This window comes from Bacillus sp. FSL M8-0025 (assembly GCF_037975475.1).
In the GTDB taxonomy this organism is placed as follows: domain Bacteria; phylum Bacillota; class Bacilli; order Bacillales; family Bacillaceae; genus Bacillus; species Bacillus subtilis.
In genome coordinates, this window is sequence record NZ_CP150258.1 from 668,163 (window position 1) to 689,207 (window position 21,045).

The following is a 21,045-nucleotide window of genomic DNA, read 5'->3' on the forward strand; positions in this document are numbered from 1 at the left end:
GCTGAAGAGTAGGGGGATGAATAAAATGATGCAAACCATCTTATCAAATGGGATAGCCATGGTTCTCATAATTCTCATTATTAATATTGTCTATGTGTCATTTTTTACGATAAGAATGATTTTAACGCTGAAAGGACAGCGTTATTTAGCGGCCGGCATCAGTACGATTGAAATACTGGTTTATGTGACAGGGCTGAGTCTGGTGCTCGATAACTTAGATCAGATTCAAAATGTGATCGCGTACGCGCTCGGTTACGGTCTTGGCGTAATTGTCGGCATGAAAATAGAAGAAAAATTGGCGCTTGGCTATATTATGGTCAATGTGATTACGAAGGAGCTCGATCTTGATCTTCCGAAGCAGCTCCGCGAAAAAGGCTACGGCGTGACAAATTGGGTGGCAGGCGGGCTTGAAGGCGACCGCACAGCCCTTCAGATCCTGACGCCGAGAAGATATGAACTCCAGCTATATGATACGATTAAAACACTTGATTCAAAAGCCTTTATTATTGCGTACGAACCAAAAACAATCCACGGCGGCTTCTGGGTCAAAGCGGTGAAGAAGAGGAGAATTAAAGAATAATGGCAAAGCCGAAGAAGAAAAAGTTTGAAGTGACAGAGCAGCAAACGATTGATGCGGTGCTTCAGCAAATGAAAGAAGAAGGATATCTGCCTGTAAGGCGAATGGAAGAGCCTATTTTTATGGAAAAAAAGGAAAAAGGGTCAATTCAGATCGTTCCGTGCGGGAAAAAAATCGTATTTGAAGGGAAATTGATCTAAAACACGAACATTAGTAGAATGAATTTTTGTATCGTTCGATAATATCGTTGACATTATCCATGTCCGTTGTTAAGATAAACATGAAATCAAAACACGACCTCATATAATCTTGGGAATATGGCCCATAAGTTTCTACCCGGTAACCGTAAATTGCCGGACTATGCAGGAAAGTGATCGATAAAACTGACATGGATATATCGCAGAAGCGAACGACTGACGATACATGTACCATGCCCGGTTTGTATTGCTTCCTCATAAGTGCAATGCAGAGCGGGTATTTTTTATTTTCTGAAAACAAAAGCATTAGAAGGTGGGGAACAGAATGCAGCCGCTAGTAGGAATCATCATGGGAAGCACTTCCGATTGGGAGACAATGAAACACGCATGCGACATACTTGACGAACTCAATGTTCCGTACGAAAAAAAGGTCGTTTCCGCTCACCGGACGCCTGATTTCATGTTTGAATATGCTGAAACTGCTAGAGAAAGAGGCATCAAGGTGATTATTGCCGGTGCCGGAGGAGCGGCGCATCTGCCAGGGATGACGGCTGCGAAAACAACACTGCCAGTCATTGGAGTTCCGGTTCAGTCTAAGGCGCTGAACGGAATGGATTCACTTCTTTCCATCGTCCAGATGCCTGGAGGCGTGCCTGTTGCGACAACATCCATCGGCAAAGCGGGTGCTGTGAACGCAGGCCTGTTAGCGGCGCAAATTTTGTCAGCATTTGACGAAGACCTTGCCCGTAAGCTGGATGAGAGAAGAGAAAATACAAAACAGACAGTGTTAGAAAGCAGTGATCGGCTTGTCTAAACAAATCATCTATCCGGGAGCTGTAATCGGCATTATCGGCGGCGGCCAGCTTGGGAAAATGATGGCTGTGTCCGCCAAACAAATGGGGTATAAAGTCGCGGTCGTTGATCCGGTGAAAGATTCGCCGTGCGGGCAGGTTGCGGATGTCGAAATTACCGCTCATTATAATGACCGTGAAGCGATTCGAAAATTGGCTGAAATCAGCGATATCATCACATATGAGTTTGAAAACATCGACTATGATGCGCTGCATTGGCTGAAAGATCATGCGTATCTCCCGCAAGGAAGTGAGCTGCTGCTCATTACCCAAAACCGTGAAACAGAGAAAAAAGCAATTCAATCCGCGGGCTGTGAAGTCGCACCGTACAGCATCGTCAAAACAAAGAATGAATTGAAACAGGCGGTACAGGAGCTCGGGTTACCCGCAGTTCTGAAGACATGCCGCGGCGGGTACGACGGCAAAGGCCAATTTGTGATAAAAGAAGAGGCGCAAATGGAGCAGGCAGCCAGTCTGTTAGAACACGGAACTTGCATTCTTGAAAGCTGGGTTTCTTTTGAAATGGAACTGTCGGTGATCGTCGTCAGATCGGTAAACGGTGAAATTTCAACATTTCCGACAGCTGAAAACATTCACCACAACAATATTCTTTTCCAAAGCATCGTGCCCGCACGGGTAGAGAAAGGGATTCAGCAGAAGGTTGCTGATCTCGCAGTTAAGCTTGCAGACGAGCTTAACCTTGTCGGACCGCTTGCTGTTGAGATGTTCCTGACAGAGGACGGAGAGCTTTTGGTCAATGAACTGGCGCCAAGACCGCACAATTCTGGGCATTATACGCTGGATCTTTGCGAGACGAGCCAGTTTGAGCAGCATATCAGAGCGGTATGCGGGCTTCCGCTTGGGAAGACAGATTTGCTGAAGCCGGGCATGATGGTGAATCTTCTCGGCGATGAAGTGAAGCTTGTTGAGGAAGACCCGGAGCTTTTAAAAGAGGCAAAGCTATATATATACGGAAAACATGAAATCAAAAAAGGCCGCAAAATGGGGCATATTACATTTATGAAGCAGCCTGAAGACGAATGGATTCAGGAGATCACAAATAAATGGATGAATAGAGACGGAGGACAAGCAGAATGATCGAACGTTATTCAAGACCTGAAATGTCCGCGATTTGGACGGATGAAAACAGATTTCAAGCATGGCTGGAGGTAGAGATTCTTGCCTGTGAAGCGTGGGCGGAGCTTGGCGTCATTCCGAAAGAAGATGTAAAGGTTATGCGCGAAAACGCGTCATTTGACATCAACCGCATTTTAGAAATCGAACAGGACACGCGCCATGACGTTGTCGCTTTTACACGCGCCGTTTCCGAATCACTGGGCGAAGAAAGAAAATGGGTGCACTACGGATTAACGTCAACTGACGTTGTTGATACGGCTCTTTCCTACTTATTAAAACAGGCAAACGATATTTTGCTCAAGGATCTTGAGAGATTTGTTGACATTATAAAAGAAAAAGCGAAAGAACATAAATACACAGTCATGATGGGGCGCACGCACGGCGTACACGCTGAGCCTACAACTTTCGGCTTAAAACTTGCGCTTTGGCATGAAGAAATGAAACGTAATCTTGAGCGCTTTAAACAAGCGAAAGCAGGCATTGAGGTTGGAAAGATTTCCGGCGCTGTCGGCACATATGCGAACATTGATCCATTTGTTGAACAATATGTCTGTGAGAAGCTCGGATTGAAAGCAGCACCGATTTCCACTCAAACCCTTCAGCGTGACCGCCATGCTGACTATATGGCAACACTTGCTTTGATCGCGACAAGCATCGAGAAATTTGCTGTGGAAATCCGCGGACTGCAAAAGAGTGAAACACGTGAAGTAGAGGAATTTTTCGCGAAAGGGCAAAAGGGTTCATCTGCAATGCCGCATAAACGAAATCCGATTGGCTCTGAAAACATGACAGGCATGGCGCGCGTGATCCGCGGCTACATGATGACAGCTTACGAAAATGTTCCATTATGGCATGAGCGCGATATTTCTCATTCTTCAGCAGAACGGATTATTCTTCCGGATGCGACAATTGCGCTGAACTACATGCTGAACCGCTTCTCCAACATCGTGAAGAACTTAACGGTCTTCCCGGAAAATATGAAGCGCAACATGGACCGCACTCTCGGCCTTATCTATTCTCAGCGTGTGCTGCTTGCTTTGATTGACACAGGCCTTACACGTGAAGAAGCCTATGATACTGTTCAGCCGAAAGCAATGGAAGCGTGGGAAAAACAAGTGCCGTTCCGCGAACTTGTTGAAGCGGAAGAGAAAATCACGTCACGTCTTTCTCCAGAAAAAATTGCTGACTGCTTTGATTACAATTACCATCTGAAAAATGTTGATCTGATCTTTGAACGTTTAGGTTTAGCATAGAAGAAGCTTTAGCGGCTTCTTCTATGCCGCCGCAGTTTGAAAATTCCCAACATTCGGGTTAGGAGGCCTTCCGTGAATATTGTGAAGAATGAACTTTTATACGAAGGAAAAGCAAAAAAGATCTACAAAACCGATGACGAAAACACTCTGTATGTCGTGTATAAAGACTCCGCCACTGCCTTTAACGGCGAGAAAAAAGCAGAAATCAGCGGGAAAGGGCGCTTAAATAACGAGATTTCAAGCTTAATTTTCAAACACCTTCATGCAAAGGGCATTAACAATCATTTTATCGAGCGCATTTCGGAAACGGAACAGCTCATTAAAAAGGTAACGATTGTGCCGCTTGAAGTCGTGGTCAGAAATGTTGTGGCAGGAAGCATGTCCAAACGTCTCGGCATTCCAGAAGGCACGGAGCTTGAGCAGCCGATTATCGAGTTTTACTACAAGGATGACGCGCTGGGTGATCCGCTCATCACAGAAGATCATATTTGGCTTTTGAAAGCAGCGACTCCTGAGCAGGTAGAAACCATTAAGTCCATTACAAAAACAGTAAACGAAGAGCTTCAAAGCATTTTCGACGATTGTCATGTCAGATTAATAGATTTCAAGCTTGAATTCGGTCTAGATGCAGACGGGCAAGTGCTTTTGGCGGATGAAATTTCACCTGACACATGCCGCTTGTGGGATAAAGAAACGAACGAAAAGCTGGACAAAGATTTATTCAGACGCAATCTGGGCAGCTTAACCGACGCATACGAAGAGATTTTCAAAAGACTGGGAGGCATTCATCATGTATAAAGTAAAAGTTTATGTCAGCTTAAAAGAAAGTGTACTAGATCCACAAGGGAGCGCTGTCCAGCATGCCTTGCACAGTATGACTTATAACGAAGTTCAAGATGTGCGCATCGGGAAATACATGGAGCTTACCATTGAAAAATCTGACCGTGATCTTGACGTGCTAGTGAAAGAAATGTGCGAAAAACTTCTTGCGAACACAGTGATTGAAGATTACAGATACGAGGTTGAGGAGGTAGTCGCACAGTGAAATTTGCGGTGATTGTGTTACCCGGCTCCAACTGTGATATCGATATGTATCATGCTGTAAAGGATGAGCTCGGCCATGAAGTGGAATACGTCTGGCATGAGGAAACAAGTCTTGACGGCTTCGACGGCGTGTTAATTCCGGGAGGATTTTCTTACGGCGATTACTTAAGATGCGGTGCCATTGCCCGATTTGCGAATATTATGCCAGCTGTCAAACAAGCAGCGGCTGAAGGAAAACCTGTTCTTGGCGTCTGTAACGGATTCCAGATTTTACAGGAGCTTGGGCTGCTGCCAGGCGCAATGAGACGCAACAAAGATCTGAAGTTCATTTGCCGTCCGGTTGAATTGATTGTTCAGAACGACGAAACCTTATTCACAGCTTCCTACGAAAAGGGAGAATCGATTACAATCCCGGTTGCCCATGGTGAAGGGAATTTCTACTGTGATGACGAGACGCTTGCTTCATTAAAGGAAAACAATCAAATTGCTTTCACATACGGCTCTAATATTAATGGAAGTGTCAGCGACATTGCCGGTGTCGTGAATGAGAAAGGCAATGTATTAGGCATGATGCCTCACCCTGAGCGCGCGGTCGATGAACTGCTTGGAAGCGCCGACGGTCTTAAATTGTTCCAGTCTATCGTGAAAAATTGGAGGGAAACTCATGTCACTACTGCTTGAACCAAGTAAAGAACAAATAAAAGAAGAGAAACTGTATCAGCAAATGGGTGTCAGTGATGATGAGTTTGCATTGATAGAATCCATTCTTGGAAGATTGCCGAACTACACAGAAATCGGAATTTTTTCTGTCATGTGGTCTGAGCATTGCAGCTATAAAAACTCAAAGCCGATTCTGCGTAAATTCCCGACAAGCGGCGAGCGTGTGCTGCAGGGGCCGGGGGAAGGCGCCGGAATCGTTGATATCGGTGATAACCAAGCGGTTGTGTTCAAAATTGAATCACATAACCACCCATCAGCTCTCGAGCCTTACCAAGGCGCTGCGACTGGCGTAGGCGGAATTATCCGTGATGTATTCTCAATGGGTGCACGCCCAATCGCTGTATTGAACTCTCTTCGATTTGGTGAACTGACTTCACCCCGCGTGAAGTACTTGTTTGAAGAAGTAGTAGCGGGTATCGCCGGATACGGCAACTGTATCGGCATCCCGACAGTCGGCGGAGAAGTGCAGTTTGACAGCAGCTATGAAGGAAATCCGCTCGTCAACGCAATGTGCGTCGGTTTAATCAACCATGAAGACATCAAAAAAGGCCAGGCAAAGGGTGTCGGCAACACAGTAATGTACGTAGGAGCGAAAACAGGGCGTGACGGCATCCACGGCGCTACGTTTGCTTCTGAAGAAATGTCAGACTCGTCTGAAGAAAAGCGTTCTGCTGTCCAAGTCGGCGATCCGTTTATGGAGAAGCTTTTGCTTGAAGCATGTCTGGAAGTCATCCAATGCGACGCCTTGGTCGGCATTCAGGATATGGGAGCTGCCGGTTTAACAAGCTCAAGTGCAGAAATGGCAAGTAAAGCCGGTTCTGGCATTGAAATGAATCTTGACCTGATTCCTCAGCGCGAAACAGGCATGACCGCGTATGAAATGATGCTTTCTGAATCACAAGAACGGATGCTTTTGGTTATTGAGCGCGGACGTGAGCAGGAAATTATCGATATTTTTGACAAGTACGATCTTGAAGCGGTTTCTGTCGGACATGTGACAGATGATAAAATGCTTCGCCTGACACATAAAGGAGAGGTTGTGTGCGAGCTGCCTGTTGATGCCTTGGCAGAAGAAGCACCGGTTTACCATAAGCCTTCTCAAGAGCCTGCTTACTATCGCGAGTTTTTGGAAACGGACGTTCCGGCCCCGCAAATTGAAGATGCGAATGAAACGCTGAAGGCCCTTCTTCAGCAGCCGACGATTGCGAGTAAAGAGTGGGTTTATGATCAGTATGACTACATGGTGCGCACGAATACAGTTGTCGCTCCTGGGTCTGATGCTGGTGTTCTCAGAATCCGCGGAACGAAAAAGGCGCTGGCGATGACGACAGACTGTAACGCGCGTTATCTCTATCTTGATCCTGAAGTCGGAGGGAAAATTGCTGTCGCTGAAGCAGCGCGCAACATCATTTGCTCAGGCGCAGAACCGCTTGCGGTCACAGATAACCTTAACTTCGGTAACCCGGAGAAGCCGGAAATCTTCTGGCAGATCGAAAAAGCGGCAGACGGCATAAGCGAAGCGTGCAATGTTCTCAGCACACCGGTTATCGGCGGTAACGTATCGCTTTATAACGAATCAAACGGCACGGCGATCTATCCGACACCTGTTATCGGCATGGTCGGCTTAATTGAAGATACAGCACACATTACAACACAGCATTTCAAACAAGCGGGAGATCTCGTATATGTGATCGGCGAAACAAAACCAGAGTTTGCCGGAAGCGAGCTGCAAAAAATGACAGAAGGCCGTATTTACGGCAAAGCGCCGCAAATCGATCTTGATGTAGAGCTGTCTCGTCAAAAAGCACTGCTTGACGCGATTAAAAAAGGCTTCGTTCAATCTGCGCATGATGTGTCTGAAGGCGGCTTAGGCGTAGCGATTGCGGAAAGTGTCATGACGACGGAAAACCTTGGTGCTAATGTGACTGTAGGAGGGGAAGCGGCGTTATTATTCTCTGAATCTCAATCCCGCTTCGTCGTGTCAGTGAAAAAAGAACATCAAGCAGCGTTTGAAGCAACTGTCAAAGATGCGGTTCATATTGGTGAGGTAACAGCTGACGGAATTCTGGCGATTCAAAACCAAGACGGACAACAAATGATTCATGCGCAAACGAAAGAGCTTGAACGCGTATGGAAAGGAGCTATCCCATGCTTGCTGAAATCAAAGGCTTAAATGAAGAATGCGGCGTTTTTGGGATTTGGGGACATGAAGAAGCCCCGCAAATCACGTATTACGGTCTTCACAGCCTTCAGCACCGAGGACAGGAGGGTGCGGGCATCGTAGCGACTGATGGTGAAAAACTGACGGCGCACAAAGGCCAAGGGCTGATCACTGAAGTATTTCAAAATGGCGAACTCAGCAAAGTAAAGGGAAAAGGCGCTATCGGGCACGTTCGGTACGCAACGGCTGGAGGCGGCGGATACGAAAATGTTCAGCCGCTCCTCTTCCGTTCCCAAAACAACGGCAGCCTGGCGCTTGCTCATAACGGAAACCTTGTCAACGCCACTCAGCTGAAGCAGCAGCTCGAAAATCAAGGGAGCATCTTTCAAACCTCTTCGGATACAGAGGTTTTGGCCCATCTGATCAAAAGAAGCGGCCACTTCACACTGAAGGATCAAATTAAAAACTCGCTTTCCATGCTGAAAGGCGCCTACGCGTTTCTGATCATGACAGAGACCGAAATGATTGTCGCGCTTGACCCGAACGGGCTTAGACCGCTGTCGATCGGCATGATGGGCGACGCTTATGTGGTCGCATCGGAAACATGCGCATTTGATGTTGTCGGCGCAACGTACCTTCGTGAGGTAGAACCGGGTGAGATGCTGATCATCAATGATGAAGGCATGAAATCAGAGCGTTTTTCCATGAATATCAATCGTTCCATTTGCAGCATGGAGTACATTTATTTCTCCAGACCAGACAGCAATATTGACGGTATTAATGTGCACAGTGCCCGTAAAAACCTTGGGAAAATGCTGGCTCAGGAATCCGCAGTTGAAGCTGACGTCGTAACCGGGGTTCCGGATTCCAGTATTTCAGCGGCGATCGGCTATGCAGAGGCAACAGGCATTCCGTATGAGCTTGGCTTAATCAAAAACCGTTATGTTGGCAGAACGTTTATTCAGCCGTCCCAGGCTCTGCGTGAGCAAGGCGTCAGAATGAAGCTGTCTGCGGTGCGCGGGGTTGTAGAAGGCAAACGCGTCGTGATGGTGGATGACTCTATCGTACGCGGAACAACTAGCCGCCGGATTGTCACGATGCTAAGAGAAGCGGGTGCGACAGAGGTGCATGTGAAAATCAGTTCACCGCCGATCGCTCATCCGTGCTTTTACGGCATTGACACTTCCACACATGAAGAACTGATCGCGTCTTCGCATTCTGTTGAAGAAATCCGTCAGGAAATCGGAGCCGATACCCTCTCATTTTTGAGTGTGGAAGGGCTGCTGAAAGGCATCGGCAGAAAATACGATGACTCGAATTGCGGACAGTGTCTCGCTTGCTTTACAGGAAAATATCCGACTGAAATTTACCAGGATACAGTGCTTCCTCACGTAAAAGAAGCAGTATTAACCAAATAAAACTTGAAAAATGACATAAAGGCAGCGCAGTTCGGCTGCCTTTCTCTTTCTGCCCTCGTTCGGGGAAATATTTTGAAAAGCGCCTTAAAGGAGTGAATAGGATGTCTGAAGCATATAAAAACGCAGGAGTTGACATCGAAGCCGGATATGAAGCTGTAAAACGAATGAAAAAACACGTGGAGCGCACGAAACGGCTTGGCGTTATGGGCAGCCTTGGCGGTTTTGGCGGCATGTTTGACCTGTCTGAGCTTTCTTATCAAAAACCAGTTCTCATTTCGGGAACGGACGGTGTCGGCACAAAATTAAAGCTCGCTTTTTCCATGGATAAGCATGACACGATTGGCGTGGACGCTGTTGCAATGTGTGTCAATGACGTGCTGGCACAAGGTGCAGAGCCGCTGTTTTTCCTCGATTATTTAGCGGTCGGCAAAGCGGACCCAGTGAAAATTGAACAGATTGTACAAGGTGTTGCGGAAGGCTGTGAGCAGTCAGGTTCAGCCTTAGTCGGCGGTGAAACGGCTGAAATGCCGGGGCTCTATACAGCTGATGAATACGATATTGCCGGTTTCTCAGTCGGAGTGGCAGAAAAGGACGAAATCGTGACTGGAGAAAACATTGAAGAGGGCCATCTGTTGATCGGCCTCAGCTCCAGCGGCCTTCACAGCAACGGCTTTTCCCTTGTCAGAAAAGTGCTTCTGGATGATGCGGAGCTGGACCTCGATACAACATATGAGCCGTTTGAACGCCCGCTTGGCGAGGAATTGCTTGAACCGACAAGGATTTACGTGAAGCCTGTGCTTGCCGCGGTCAAAAGCGGAAAAATCGACGGCATGGCGCACGTGACAGGCGGAGGATTTATTGAAAATATTCCGCGTATGCTTCCGGAAGGCTTAAGTGCGGAAATTGATCATGGCTCATGGCCGATCCCGCCAATTTTTTCTTTCTTGCAAGAGTACGGCAAGCTGAAGGAAGAAGACATGTTCAACGTCTTTAATATGGGTATCGGTTTTGTTTTGGCTGTCAAAGAAGAGCATCTGACAGATGTGATCGGAACGCTTGAAAGCCATGGCGAAAAAGCCTATTTAATCGGGCGAGTGAAAAAAGGTGAAGGCGTCACATTCGGCGGTGCGGCACTTTCATGAAAAAGTTTGCGGTATTTGCATCAGGAAACGGTTCAAACTTCGAAGCCATTGTCACGCGTTTGAAGGAGGAGAACTGGGATGCGTCAGCAGCGCTCCTCGTTTGCGACAAACCGCAGGCGAAAGTCATCGAACGGGCGGAAGCATTCCACATTCCATCCTTTGCATTTGAGCCGAAGTCTTATGAAAACAAGGCCGCATTTGAACAAGCCATCATTGAACAGCTTCGTCTTCACGAGGTTGAATTGATTGTTCTTGCCGGCTATATGAGGCTGATCGGTGATACGCTCCTTCAAGCATATGGAGGAAAAATCATTAACATTCACCCGTCGCTTCTTCCGGCGTTTCCTGGGATCGACGCAGTCGGACAGGCGTTCCGGGCGGGTGTGAAGGTGGCCGGAATCACCGTGCATTATGTCGATGAAGGAATGGATACAGGTCCGATCATCGCTCAAAAGGCAATCGAAATTGATGAACATGATACATTGGAAACAATCGAACAGCGGATTCACAAGCTTGAGCATAAATGGTATCCGAGTGTGATTAAACAGCTATTAGGATTAAATAACAGAGGTGAAAAGGCATGACCATTAAACGTGCGTTAATCAGTGTTTCAGATAAAACAAATCTCGTTCCTTTCGTAAAAGAACTGACAGAGCTTGGCATTGAAGTCATCTCCACAGGCGGAACGAAAAAGCTTCTTCAAGAAAACGGTGTGGATGTGATCGGAATTTCTGAAGTGACAGGCTTCCCTGAAATTATGGACGGCCGGTTAAAAACCCTTCACCCGAATATTCACGGCGGCCTTCTGGCGGTTCGCGGCAATGAAGAGCATATGGCGCAGATCAATGAACACGGGATTCAGCCGATTGACCTCGTTGTCGTCAACCTCTATCCATTTAAAGAAACGATTTCTAAGGAAGACGTCACATATGAAGAAGCGATCGAAAATATCGACATCGGCGGACCTGGCATGCTGCGTGCGGCATCAAAGAACCATCAGGATGTCACGGTTATCGTCGATCCGGCCGATTACAGCCCAGTGCTGAATCAAATCAAAGAAGAAGGCAGCGTATCTCTTCAGAAAAAACGCGAGCTCGCGGCAAAGGTATTCCGTCATACTGCGGCATATGATGCACTGATCGCTGACTATCTGACAAATGTTGTCGGTGAAAAAGAACCAGAGCAATTCACTGTGACATTTGAGAAAAAACAATCGCTTCGCTATGGAGAAAACCCGCATCAGGAAGCAACTTTCTATCAAACAGCTCTTCCTGTCAAAGGCTCCATTGCGCAAGCAGAACAGCTTCACGGAAAAGAGCTTTCTTACAACAACATTAAAGACGCGGATGCGGCAGTTCAAATCGTTCGTGAATTCACTGAACCGGCTGCGGTTGCCGTGAAGCATATGAACCCGTGCGGCGTGGGAACAGGAAAAACGATCGCCGAAGCGTTTGACAGAGCGTTTGAAGCGGATAAAACATCTATCTTCGGCGGCATTATCGCGTTGAACCGTGAAGTGGATAAGACAACTGCCGAATCGCTTCATAACATTTTCTTAGAAATCATCATTGCGCCTTCATTCAGCCAAGAAGCGCTCGACGTCCTGACTGCGAAGAAAAATCTCCGCCTGCTGACGCTTGACGTATCTGCTGCTGTTCAAAAGGAAAAACAGCTGACATCCGTTCAAGGCGGGCTGCTGATTCAAGATTTAGATATGCACGGCTTCGATGATGCTAAGATTAGCATTCCGACAAAAAGAGAGCCGAACGAGCAAGAGTGGGAAGACTTGAAGCTTGCTTGGAAAGTCGTGAAGCATGTGAAATCAAATGCGATTGTTCTCGCGAAGGACAACATGACAGTCGGCGTGGGAGCAGGCCAAATGAACCGCGTCGGATCGGCAAAAATCGCAATCGAGCAAGCAGGGGAAAAAGCGAAAGGCAGTGCGCTCGGATCTGATGCATTTTTCCCAATGCCGGATACTGTTGAAGAAGCAGCAAAAGCGGGCGTTACAGCCATCATTCAGCCGGGGGGATCTGTGCGTGACGAGGATTCCATCAAAAAAGCGGATGAATACGGCATTGCCATGGTATTCACCGGCATCAGACACTTCAAACATTAAGGGGATGAAAACGACGTGAATGTATTAATTATCGGTAAAGGCGGAAGAGAACATACGCTGGCGTGGAAGGCAGCGCAAAGCAGTCTCGTCGAGAATGTATTTGCAGCTCCTGGAAATGACGGCATGGAAGCTTCCGCACAGCTTGTAAACATTGAGGAAAGCGACCACGCAGGGCTTGTCTCGTTTGCAAAAGAAAACCAGGTCGGCCTGACCATTGTCGGCCCTGAGGTTCCTTTAATTGAAGGTCTGGTGGATGAATTTGAAAAAGCGGGTCTGCGCGTGTTCGGCCCGTCAAAAGCCGCGGCGATCATCGAAGGAAGCAAACAGTTCGCTAAGGATTTAATGAAGAAATACGACATTCCGACCGCAGAATACGACACGTTTACATCCTTTGATGAGGCGAAGGCATATGTGCAGGAAAAAGGTGCTCCGATTGTGATAAAAGCAGATGGACTTGCGGCTGGAAAAGGCGTTACTGTTGCTATGACAGAGGAAGAAGCAATTGCGTGTCTGCATGACTTTCTTGAAGATGAAAAGTTCGGTGATGCGAGCGCGTCCGTTGTCATTGAAGAATACCTTTCTGGTGAAGAATTTTCTCTAATGGCCTTTGTCAAAGGAGAAAAAGTGTATCCAATGGTGATTGCCCAGGATCACAAGCGTGCGTTTGACGGAGACAAAGGCCCGAATACGGGCGGAATGGGCGCTTACTCTCCAGTTCCGCAAATTTCGGAAGAAACGGTTCGCCATGCTGTAGAAACGATCGTTAAGCCGGTCGCAAAAGCAATGGTACAAGAAGGCCGTTCCTTCACTGGCGTTTTGTACGCTGGATTGATGCTTACTGAAAACGGCTCGAAGGTCATTGAATTTAATGCCCGTTTCGGCGATCCGGAAACACAGGTCGTGCTTCCGCGCATGGAATCTGATCTGGTACAGGTGCTTCTTGATCTTTTAGATGATAAGGAAGTTGACTTAAGATGGAAGGATACCGCTGCTGTTAGTGTGGTGCTTGCTTCTGAAGGATATCCGGAAAGCTACGCAAAAGGCACGCCGATCGGCAGCCTTGCTGCGGAAACTGAGCAGGTCGTGGTCTTCCATGCCGGAACGAAAGCAGAAGGCGGAGAGTTCGTTACAAACGGGGGGCGCGTTGCCAATGTGACAGCTTTTGATGAATCGTTTGAAGCGGCTAGAGACCGAGTGTACAAAGCGGTTGATGAAATATTCAAACCGGGACTCTTTTTCAGAAAAGACATTGGGGCACGCGCTTTACAGGCTGCCCAAAAATAAGTGAGGAAAACCCGCAGATGAAGCTGCGGGTTTTTTTATTATGTAAAAGCGGGGTGGTGAGCGGAAGAAGAAAGGACAACGAGCGTGGTCGGTTTTCCATGGGCCATAGAGGCGTCAATAAAATCTTCAAGCGTATGTACCGATTCAGTCACGACCTTTGTCACATAGCTGTACATCCCCGTGATGCGGTGATTTTCTGCTACATCAGGATGCGATGTTGCAAAGGCGGCGTAGTGCTTGCAGCTTTTTGGCTCCATGAGAATAAAAGCGGTGACATGCTTGTTTAGTTTTTCGTAACAGATATTCGCACTGTACCCGGTAATCACTCCTTTGTCTTCAAGCTTCCTGACACGCTCCGCCGCGCTAGGCGAGCTGAGTCCGACAAGCTTTCCCAGCTCAACCATCGTTAATCTGCCGTTTCGCTGCAAATGCGAGAGAATCTGAAGGTCTGTATCGTCCATTTGTCCGGCTCCTTTACATATTTAGGCGAATGAATGAAAATTCCTTTGATCATAAGGCAATGCTGTTGACTTACCTTCATTGTAGCATATGGATGCCGTCTTATTTTTTCTATAATAAAGCCATCAATCAGAGAGGAGGCATCATGTTGCCAGAATTACAGCGCTCTATTACTTGGATACAAGGGACGGCGTTAACGATTGGGGCGGTTTTAGGATGCGGGATATTAATTTTGCCGTCTGTTACCGCGGATACGGCCGGTCCGGCTTCTTTATTTGTCTGGGTATTCATGTCTTTTTTATCTTTTCTTCTCGTCGGCACGCTGGCACGGCTTGTGAAAATTGCGCCTAGTGCGGGAGGAATCACTGCTTATGTGCAGCTGGCCTTTCAGAAAAAAGCCGGGGCTATTTTGGGCTGGATCATGTTAGGGTCCGTTCCGATCGGCGTTCCCATCATCGCTTTGACTGGCGCGCATTACGTCAGTTACGTCACAGAGGCGGCCGATTGGCAGGTTACATCGATTGCTGGTTGTATGCTGGCTATATCTATTTTGCTTCATATGAAAGGGATTCAACTATCAGCAAACATCAGTACACTCGTTATATGTGTCATTGTATTTCTGCTTGTCACTTCTATTGCTGTGTCATTGCCACACGTCACGATAGCAGAATTCAAACCGTTTCTTCCGCATGGCTGGTCTGCCGCGGGATCTGTTTCTGTTATGATTTTTTTCTCTTTTGTAGGCTGGGAAATGATTACCCCATTGGCTGAGGAGTTTCATCGCCCTGAAAAAGATATCCCGCTCAGCTTGTTTTTGGCAGCGTCTTGTGTGGCGGGGCTGTATATCTTGCTGTCATTTGTGACGGTGGGAACTCATTCATACGGAGAGAATGGAGAAATTGCCTCGCTTGCCATGCTCATCTCAAAAGGAGCAGGGGAAAGCGGTGTATATGTTACGGTATGTTTAGCGCTGTTTATTACATTCGCCACCATCCATGCCAATATTGCTGGTTTTTCAAGAATGGTGTACGCATTGGCGAGAGAGGGGCACATACCCGTATTTTTTGGAAAACTCAGTGCGACAAAACGTACGCCTATTCGCGTTTTGACAGCGATGGCCGCAGTGTTTGGCTTAGTGCTTGCGGCGCATGGCCTGTTTCAAATCGATTTGACGACTCTGTTGAAAGGGCCGAGCGCGGCTTTTATCGCATCTTACATATGTACAATGGCGGCAGCACTGAAACTGCTGGGCAGGAGAGATATAGGCTGGTGGATGGCGCTCGGGGCATTTGCGGCGTGCGCGGTGATTTATTCATTCAGCGGCTGGGCACTGCTTTATCCGGCAGTGCTGGCAGCTGCAGGATATTTCTATATGAAAACAAAGGGTGGGCATAAAAAAAAGCTTGATCACGTTTTGTGATCAAGCTTTTTCATTTATCCGTTTTGATGCTCGTTATTTCCAGAATCACTGTGTTGAAACATGTAGGTCACAGGGCAGAATCGAAGGATTCCCGAACCCGCTTTCATGGCCCCCATAAAGATGTAAAAGAGATGCATTCTGCACCAAGGTTTTTTCGTAAACTTTGCGCTTGCGGCTGACATAATCGTCAATCCGCAGGCGATTCTGAACACGGCGTTGATGAGACTGATGTTTGGCTTCAAGGAAATCCGCTCCTTTTACTTAAAAAAGTTTTTTAACCGAACCTTCAAAAATTTGTAACGTTTTTATCGTGCGTGATGAGGAAGGATGTGATACCATGAGTCTAATACATGTAAAGGAGAGTATGTGAATGTCCGAACGCACCTTTAACTGGAAAAACAAAGACATCAGGGCACAGGTTGATGTTGTAGACTCAAAGCTGCTTCCAACGCTCCTTTTACGGAATGCTCTCGTCTTAAATCCATATGTAAAACAATGGCTGAAAAAAAACATTTGGATTTATCAGGACCGCATTGTTTATGTGGGTCATGAACTTCCGGATAGAGCCGAAGAAATTCATACGATTGATTGTGAAGAAAAATACATTGTGCCAGGTTATATTGAACCGCACGCACATCCTTTTCAAATATATAATCCCCAAACACTGGCGGAATATGTGTCTCAATATGGAACAACGACATTCGTGAATGATAACTTATTTTTGCTTTTGCAAAGCGGAAAAAAGAAAGCGCTTACGATTTTGAATGAACTCAAAAAGCAGCCTGTCCAGTATTTTTGGTGGTCACGCTATGACCTCCAGACCGAGGTTCTGAACGAGGACCACGTCCTTCCATTTGACGTCAGAAAACAGTGGATTGAACATCCGGATGTGATTCAAGGCGGAGAAATGACCGGATGGCCTCGCCTGGTAGATGGTGATGATTTAATGCTCCACTGTATGCAAGCTACAAAGAAACAGAGAAAACGCATTGAAGGGCATTTTCCCGGCGCTTCTGATAAAACGCTTACAAAAATGAAGCTGTTCGGAGCGGATTGTGATCATGAAGCGATGACAGGTGATGAAGTGATGAGAAGGCTGGAACTGGGCTATTATGTTTCCCTTCGGAACTCTTCCATTCGCCCTGATGTAAGAAAAATCTTGCAGGAGCTGCATGAGAAGGGCTTCCGCTATTATGACCACTTCTTTTTCACGACAGATGGCGCAACCCCGAATTTCTATAAAGGCGGCATGACAAACGAGCTGATTCGCATCGCGTTAGAAGAAGGCGTACCTGCAATCGATGCCTACAATATGGCATCATTTAATATCGCAAAGTATTACCAAATGGATGATTATTTAGGAGTTGTCGGACCGGGCAGACTGGCATCGCTGAACATATTGGAAGATCCGTTAAATCCGAATCCCGTGACTGTTCTGTCAAAAGGGACCATTCTGCGTGAAGACGGCTGTGATTTGAAGGCGTTTACAAAGACGGACTGGCGCAAAGGCGGTCTTGTCCCGCTTGAGCTTTCATATGATATGACGATGGATGACTTGCAGTTTTCTATGCCGATGGGCGTGAAAATGCGGAATGCGGTCATTATGGAGCCGTATATGGTTGAGATCGACAATTCGATGGAACAGCTCTCGTTTGACCATGATGAAAGTTATTTGACGATGCTCGACAGACACGGGAAATGGCGCGTCAATACGATGATAAAAGGGTTTGCCTCAAGCGTGCAGGGATTTGTAAGCTCCTTTACGACGACGGGCGACATTGTCGCGATTGGAAAAAATAAAGCGGATATGCTGCTCGCTTTTGCCCGCATGAAAGAAATCGGAGGAGGAATTGTTTTAGCGGAGAACGGAAACATTCTGCATGAAATCCCGCTTGCGCTGTGCGGCTGCGCCTCTTCGGAAGCGTATGAAGACGTGCTTGAGAAGGAACAAAAGCTGAGAGATCTTTTGACTGAAAGAGGCTATGAGTTTTGCGATCCTATCTATACGCTGCTCTTTTTACAAAGTACGCACCTTCCGTATATACGCATTACGCCAAGAGGAATCTTCGACGTCATGAAAAAAACTGTACTCTTTCCATCGATAATGCGTTAAAATATAAAAGAGCAGGGAGCCGACATATGAAAAAATGGATGACAGTTTGCGCGCTGTGTTTCGTGTTTTTTCTGCTGGTATCCTGCCAGCAGAAGGATGCTGTCCCGGATACTGCAAAGAAGCTGAAAGCTCCTTTAACGGGGCTAAAGAGTGAACAGAAGGTGACTGAACGCCGGCCTGTTGCTGTTGTGGTGAACAATCACCCGAAGGCGAGGCCGCAGTCGGGTCTGTCTAAAGCCGACATTGTCATAGAAGCGCTAGCCGAAGGGCAAATCACAAGATTTCTGGCCATTTTCCAAAGCCAGATGCCTGAAACTGTCGGACCTGTGCGGAGCGCGCGGGAATATTTCGTCACTCTCAGCAATGGCTTTGACAGCATATTTGTCCATCACGGCTGGAGTCCCGGCGCCAAAGAGCAGCTGGAATCCGGAGCTGCCGATTATATGAACGGATTGGATTTTGACGGAAGCTTATTTTGGAGAGCTGATTTCAGCAAACCGCCCCACAATTCCTATACGTCTTATGATTACATAAAAAAGGCGGCGGAACAAAAGGGTTATAAGCTGAAGCAGGAAACAAATCCGCTGCTGTTTCAAACATCAGATGCAAAACCTGCAAATGAATCTTACAATGTTCGGGTAGATTATGGAACAAAAAACGTTACAAATCTTGTCGAATACAACTATGATAAAAAAGCTGAATCTTATACAAGAAGCTCTGATGGTGTCATAACGACAGACCGGGAAACCGGAAAGCCGGTTGCAATGCAAAATATTTTCATTGTTGAAGCCAGCCATCATATTATTGATCAAGATGGAAGGCGGGACATCGACTTGGAATCAGGGGGAAAAGGTCTGTTGTTTCAGCACGGAAACGTCATTGAAACAGACTGGAAACAAGTGAATGGCAGAATTGTGCCGGTAAAAGACGGCAAGTGGCTTCCGTTTGTGCCAGGAAAGACTTGGATCAATATCGTACCTGATCTTGATGCGGCTTCCATTAGTAAAGGAGAAGGTGTGTAACGATGCAAATCGATAAATTACGCGGCAAAGAGCTGGACCAGTTATTTAACTCGATCTTATCGCTGAAAGACCTGGAGGAATGTTACCGATTCTTCGATGATCTATGCACAATTAACGAAATTCAATCGCTGGCTCAGCGCCTTGAAGTGGCGCGCATGCTTCGCGAAGGAAACACGTATCATAAGATTGAAACAGAAACAGGCGCTTCCACGGCTACGATTTCCCGTGTGAAACGCTGCTTAAATTACGGAAATGACGCTTATGAAATGGCGCTTGACCGTGTGAAGGAGACGGAAACTGAGTCTTCTTCAAAATAACATAGAACCGCCCTGCCGTTCGGCAAGGGCGGTTTCTTTATGAAACAAATTGATGGATCAGGTTGTCGATATCGATGAGACTGCCATCCTCTTTCCGATAGACAACATGCTCCTTGGAAAAATGAATCGGCGAATTGATCCCTGCTGCGGCTGCAAGGTTAAACAGCCCCTCGCGCAGGGAAATGACGTAGTTGCAGACACGATGCTGTTTTTCCTCAACGCTCAACGCTTTTTGCAATTTCGGATCTGTCGTCGCCACACCTGCCGGACAGGTGTTGGTGTGGCAGACGAGAGCGCGGATGCAGCCAACGGAAAACATCATGCCGCGTGCGATGTTGACAAAGTCAGCGCCGAGGGCTAAGGCGACCGCGATTTTATCAGGAGTCAGGAGCTTTCCGGAAGCAAAGATTTTCAGCTGGCTGCGCAAGCCGTACTGTTTAAGAAGCGTGTCAACAATAGGCAGCGCTGTCATAATCGGAAGGCCGACTGTATCCGCGAGCTCGTAAAAGGAAGCTCCGGTACCGCCTTCACTTCCGTCGATCGTGATAAAATCCGGATGCTTTCCGCTTTTCTGCATATAAGAGAAAAGCTCATGCAATTCTTCAGGATGCCCTGCGACAAGTTTGATGCCGACTGGCTTTCGCCCGACATCTCTAAGTTTTTCAATAAAATCGAGCATTTCATGAGGGTTTGAGAATTCATAAAAACGGTTCGGGCTGTCAATCGACTTTCCAGGTTCGACATTCCGAATGTCTGCCACTTCCTCTGATACTTTGGCGCCGTCCACATGGCCGCCCCGGGTTTTCGCTCCTTGTGCCAGCTTTAGCTCAAACGCTTTAATCTGGTCAATCCTGCTTTTTCTTTTAAATTCCTCCCATGAAAATTCCCCGTTTCTTTTGCGCACGCCGAATAGGCCCGGTCCGATTTGGCAAATGATATCGGCGCCGCCCTTTAAGTGATACTCAGACAATCCTCCTTCACCTGTATTCATCCAGGTTCCGCCTGCCTGATGGAGCCCTTTTGAGAGCGCCGTAACAGCCCGTTCTCCAAGAGAACCGTAGCTCATGGCTGACTGGCCGACTAAGCCCTTCACATAAAATGGCTTCTCGCATGTATGCTCGCCAATCACCTGCACATCATCAGGATGGAGAAAGTACGGGTCTGCCTTGATATGTTCGGCATGCTCCTTGCGTTTGAACAGATTGTCAGCATCCATTTTATAGATTTGGGTTTCAATTTTTGGCGTTTGATTTACGTGCATTTCTTCCCTTTGTTTTGGAAACATAGCGTTACGGATATAATAGCCAGGTTTATCAAAATCTCTTACAGATCCAAAGCCCATCATTCTGCTTTTGTATTTGCCGGAGATGACGGTTTGCTCATATTCCTTTCGAGAAAAAGGCTGCTCCTCATTGTCATTGCTGTATAAATACTGCCTCAGCTCCGGCCCGATTTTTTCAAGGATATACCGAAACCTTCCGATGACGGGATAGTTGCGAAGAATTGAGTGCTCCTGCTGTTTTTCATCCTTTATGTAGATCCAGGCAAACAAGACGATCGGGATAGCGATGATCCCAATGATAAATGCGATGAGTGCTATTATGATGGTTTCCATCTCTCAGCCTCCCTTTTTATGTAACCATTTCCACAGTAGAACACTTTCCAAACAATAGCAGAAGGAATCTGGTGAAAAATGTGTGCTCCTGCCGATACAGGACTCACCATGCAGGTACTGCCATATGCTCTCTTTTTTTATGAAAATAGAATCAAAACACCTTTTTCAGTGAATAACGAGATTAACGGCTTTTTCC

General features: G+C 47.0%; 21 protein-coding genes and 1 riboswitch. Of the genes, 18 read left to right on the top strand and 3 right to left on the bottom strand.

The window, feature by feature from the left end:
• Positions 1–25 precede the first annotated feature (25 nt).
• The 14 genes from MKX38_RS03485 to purD all read left to right on the top strand — a co-directional run bounded on the left by MKX38_RS03485 (position 26) and on the right by purD (position 13,903).
• Positions 26–580 carry a DUF5698 domain-containing protein gene (locus MKX38_RS03485; protein ID WP_009966729.1) on the top strand — a complete coding sequence of 185 codons (555 nt, stop codon included), beginning with the start codon at positions 26–28 and terminating at the stop codon, positions 578–580.
• On the top strand, positions 580–777 hold the full coding sequence (locus MKX38_RS03490) for an NETI motif-containing protein (RefSeq protein WP_029317404.1): 198 nt from the start codon (positions 580–582) through the stop codon (positions 775–777). The genes MKX38_RS03485 and MKX38_RS03490 overlap by 1 nt, the downstream gene beginning before the upstream one ends.
• Before the next feature lie 79 nt (positions 778–856).
• Positions 857–958, top strand: a riboswitch (purine riboswitch).
• Positions 959–1,099: 141 nt separating this feature from the next.
• Complete coding sequence (gene purE / locus MKX38_RS03495; RefSeq protein ID WP_041056904.1) at positions 1,100–1,588, top strand: 5-(carboxyamino)imidazole ribonucleotide mutase; 489 nt, start codon at positions 1,100–1,102, stop codon at positions 1,586–1,588.
• Positions 1,581–2,723 carry a 5-(carboxyamino)imidazole ribonucleotide synthase gene (purK, locus tag MKX38_RS03500; RefSeq protein WP_044052613.1) on the top strand — a complete coding sequence of 381 codons (1,143 nt, stop codon included), beginning with the start codon at positions 1,581–1,583 and terminating at the stop codon, positions 2,721–2,723. The genes purE and purK overlap by 8 nt, the downstream gene beginning before the upstream one ends.
• Entirely contained in the window at positions 2,720–4,015 is a 1,296-nt protein-coding gene (purB, locus tag MKX38_RS03505) for an adenylosuccinate lyase (protein WP_014476028.1), read from the top strand. Before purK ends, purB begins: the two co-directional genes overlap by 4 nt.
• A 72-nt stretch (positions 4,016–4,087) precedes the next feature.
• On the top strand, positions 4,088–4,813 hold the full coding sequence (purC, locus tag MKX38_RS03510; protein ID WP_003233953.1) for a phosphoribosylaminoimidazolesuccinocarboxamide synthase: 726 nt from the start codon (positions 4,088–4,090) through the stop codon (positions 4,811–4,813).
• On the top strand, positions 4,806–5,060 hold the full coding sequence (purS, locus tag MKX38_RS03515; RefSeq protein ID WP_003219409.1) for a phosphoribosylformylglycinamidine synthase subunit PurS: 255 nt from the start codon (positions 4,806–4,808) through the stop codon (positions 5,058–5,060). Before purC ends, purS begins: the two co-directional genes overlap by 8 nt.
• Positions 5,057–5,740, top strand: a complete 684-nt coding sequence (purQ, locus tag MKX38_RS03520; RefSeq protein ID WP_015715440.1) for a phosphoribosylformylglycinamidine synthase subunit PurQ — start codon at positions 5,057–5,059, stop codon at positions 5,738–5,740. Before purS ends, purQ begins: the two co-directional genes overlap by 4 nt.
• Entirely contained in the window at positions 5,724–7,952 is a 2,229-nt protein-coding gene (gene purL / locus MKX38_RS03525; protein WP_144531348.1) for a phosphoribosylformylglycinamidine synthase subunit PurL, read from the top strand. Before purQ ends, purL begins: the two co-directional genes overlap by 17 nt.
• Positions 7,928–9,358, top strand: coding sequence for an amidophosphoribosyltransferase (purF, locus tag MKX38_RS03530; protein WP_003233947.1), 1,431 nt, complete (start codon positions 7,928–7,930; stop codon positions 9,356–9,358). The genes purL and purF overlap by 25 nt, the downstream gene beginning before the upstream one ends.
• A gap of 101 nt (positions 9,359–9,459) precedes the next feature.
• Entirely contained in the window at positions 9,460–10,500 is a 1,041-nt protein-coding gene (gene purM, locus MKX38_RS03535) for a phosphoribosylformylglycinamidine cyclo-ligase (protein ID WP_003233945.1), read from the top strand.
• On the top strand, positions 10,497–11,084 hold the full coding sequence (gene purN / locus MKX38_RS03540; RefSeq protein ID WP_015252651.1) for a phosphoribosylglycinamide formyltransferase: 588 nt from the start codon (positions 10,497–10,499) through the stop codon (positions 11,082–11,084). The genes purM and purN overlap by 4 nt, the downstream gene beginning before the upstream one ends.
• Positions 11,081–12,619 (top strand): bifunctional phosphoribosylaminoimidazolecarboxamide formyltransferase/IMP cyclohydrolase, encoded by a 1,539-nt coding sequence (gene purH, locus MKX38_RS03545; protein WP_167407941.1) that lies wholly within the window; start codon positions 11,081–11,083, stop codon positions 12,617–12,619. Before purN ends, purH begins: the two co-directional genes overlap by 4 nt.
• A gap of 15 nt (positions 12,620–12,634) precedes the next feature.
• Entirely contained in the window at positions 12,635–13,903 is a 1,269-nt protein-coding gene (gene purD, locus MKX38_RS03550) for a phosphoribosylamine--glycine ligase (protein ID WP_339188627.1), read from the top strand.
• Between the two features lie 38 nt (positions 13,904–13,941).
• Here purD and MKX38_RS03555 read toward each other — a convergent pair whose 3' ends face one another.
• Positions 13,942–14,364, bottom strand: coding sequence for an Lrp/AsnC family transcriptional regulator (locus MKX38_RS03555; protein WP_069322430.1), 423 nt, complete (start codon positions 14,362–14,364; stop codon positions 13,942–13,944).
• Positions 14,365–14,507: 143 nt separating this feature from the next.
• On the opposite strand from MKX38_RS03555, the gene MKX38_RS03560 reads away from it, so the two are divergent.
• Positions 14,508–15,782 carry an amino acid permease gene (locus tag MKX38_RS03560; RefSeq protein ID WP_095252637.1) on the top strand — a complete coding sequence of 425 codons (1,275 nt, stop codon included), beginning with the start codon at positions 14,508–14,510 and terminating at the stop codon, positions 15,780–15,782.
• 14 nt (positions 15,783–15,796) lie between these two features.
• On the opposite strand, the gene MKX38_RS03565 is transcribed toward MKX38_RS03560, so the two are convergent.
• Complete coding sequence (locus tag MKX38_RS03565; protein ID WP_003233931.1) at positions 15,797–16,024, bottom strand: DUF2892 domain-containing protein; 228 nt, start codon at positions 16,022–16,024, stop codon at positions 15,797–15,799.
• 128 nt (positions 16,025–16,152) lie between these two features.
• On the opposite strand from MKX38_RS03565, the gene MKX38_RS03570 reads away from it, so the two are divergent.
• The 3 genes from MKX38_RS03570 to MKX38_RS03580 are packed head-to-tail and all read left to right on the top strand — an operon-like array spanning position 16,153 to position 19,234.
• Complete coding sequence (locus MKX38_RS03570) at positions 16,153–17,895, top strand: adenine deaminase (RefSeq protein ID WP_339188632.1); 1,743 nt, start codon at positions 16,153–16,155, stop codon at positions 17,893–17,895.
• 26 nt (positions 17,896–17,921) lie between these two features.
• Entirely contained in the window at positions 17,922–18,917 is a 996-nt protein-coding gene (locus tag MKX38_RS03575; RefSeq protein ID WP_339188633.1) for a DUF3048 domain-containing protein, read from the top strand.
• Between the two features lie 2 nt (positions 18,918–18,919).
• A complete protein-coding gene (locus MKX38_RS03580; protein ID WP_003219429.1) occupies positions 18,920–19,234 on the top strand; it encodes a YerC/YecD family TrpR-related protein in 315 nt (104 codons plus the stop codon).
• Positions 19,235–19,271: 37 nt separating this feature from the next.
• Here the strand turns inward: MKX38_RS03580 and MKX38_RS03585 are convergent, their stop codons facing one another.
• Positions 19,272–20,849, bottom strand: a complete 1,578-nt coding sequence (locus MKX38_RS03585) for an FMN-binding glutamate synthase family protein (RefSeq protein ID WP_339188635.1) — start codon at positions 20,847–20,849, stop codon at positions 19,272–19,274.
• Between the last annotated feature and the right edge of the window lie 196 nt (positions 20,850–21,045).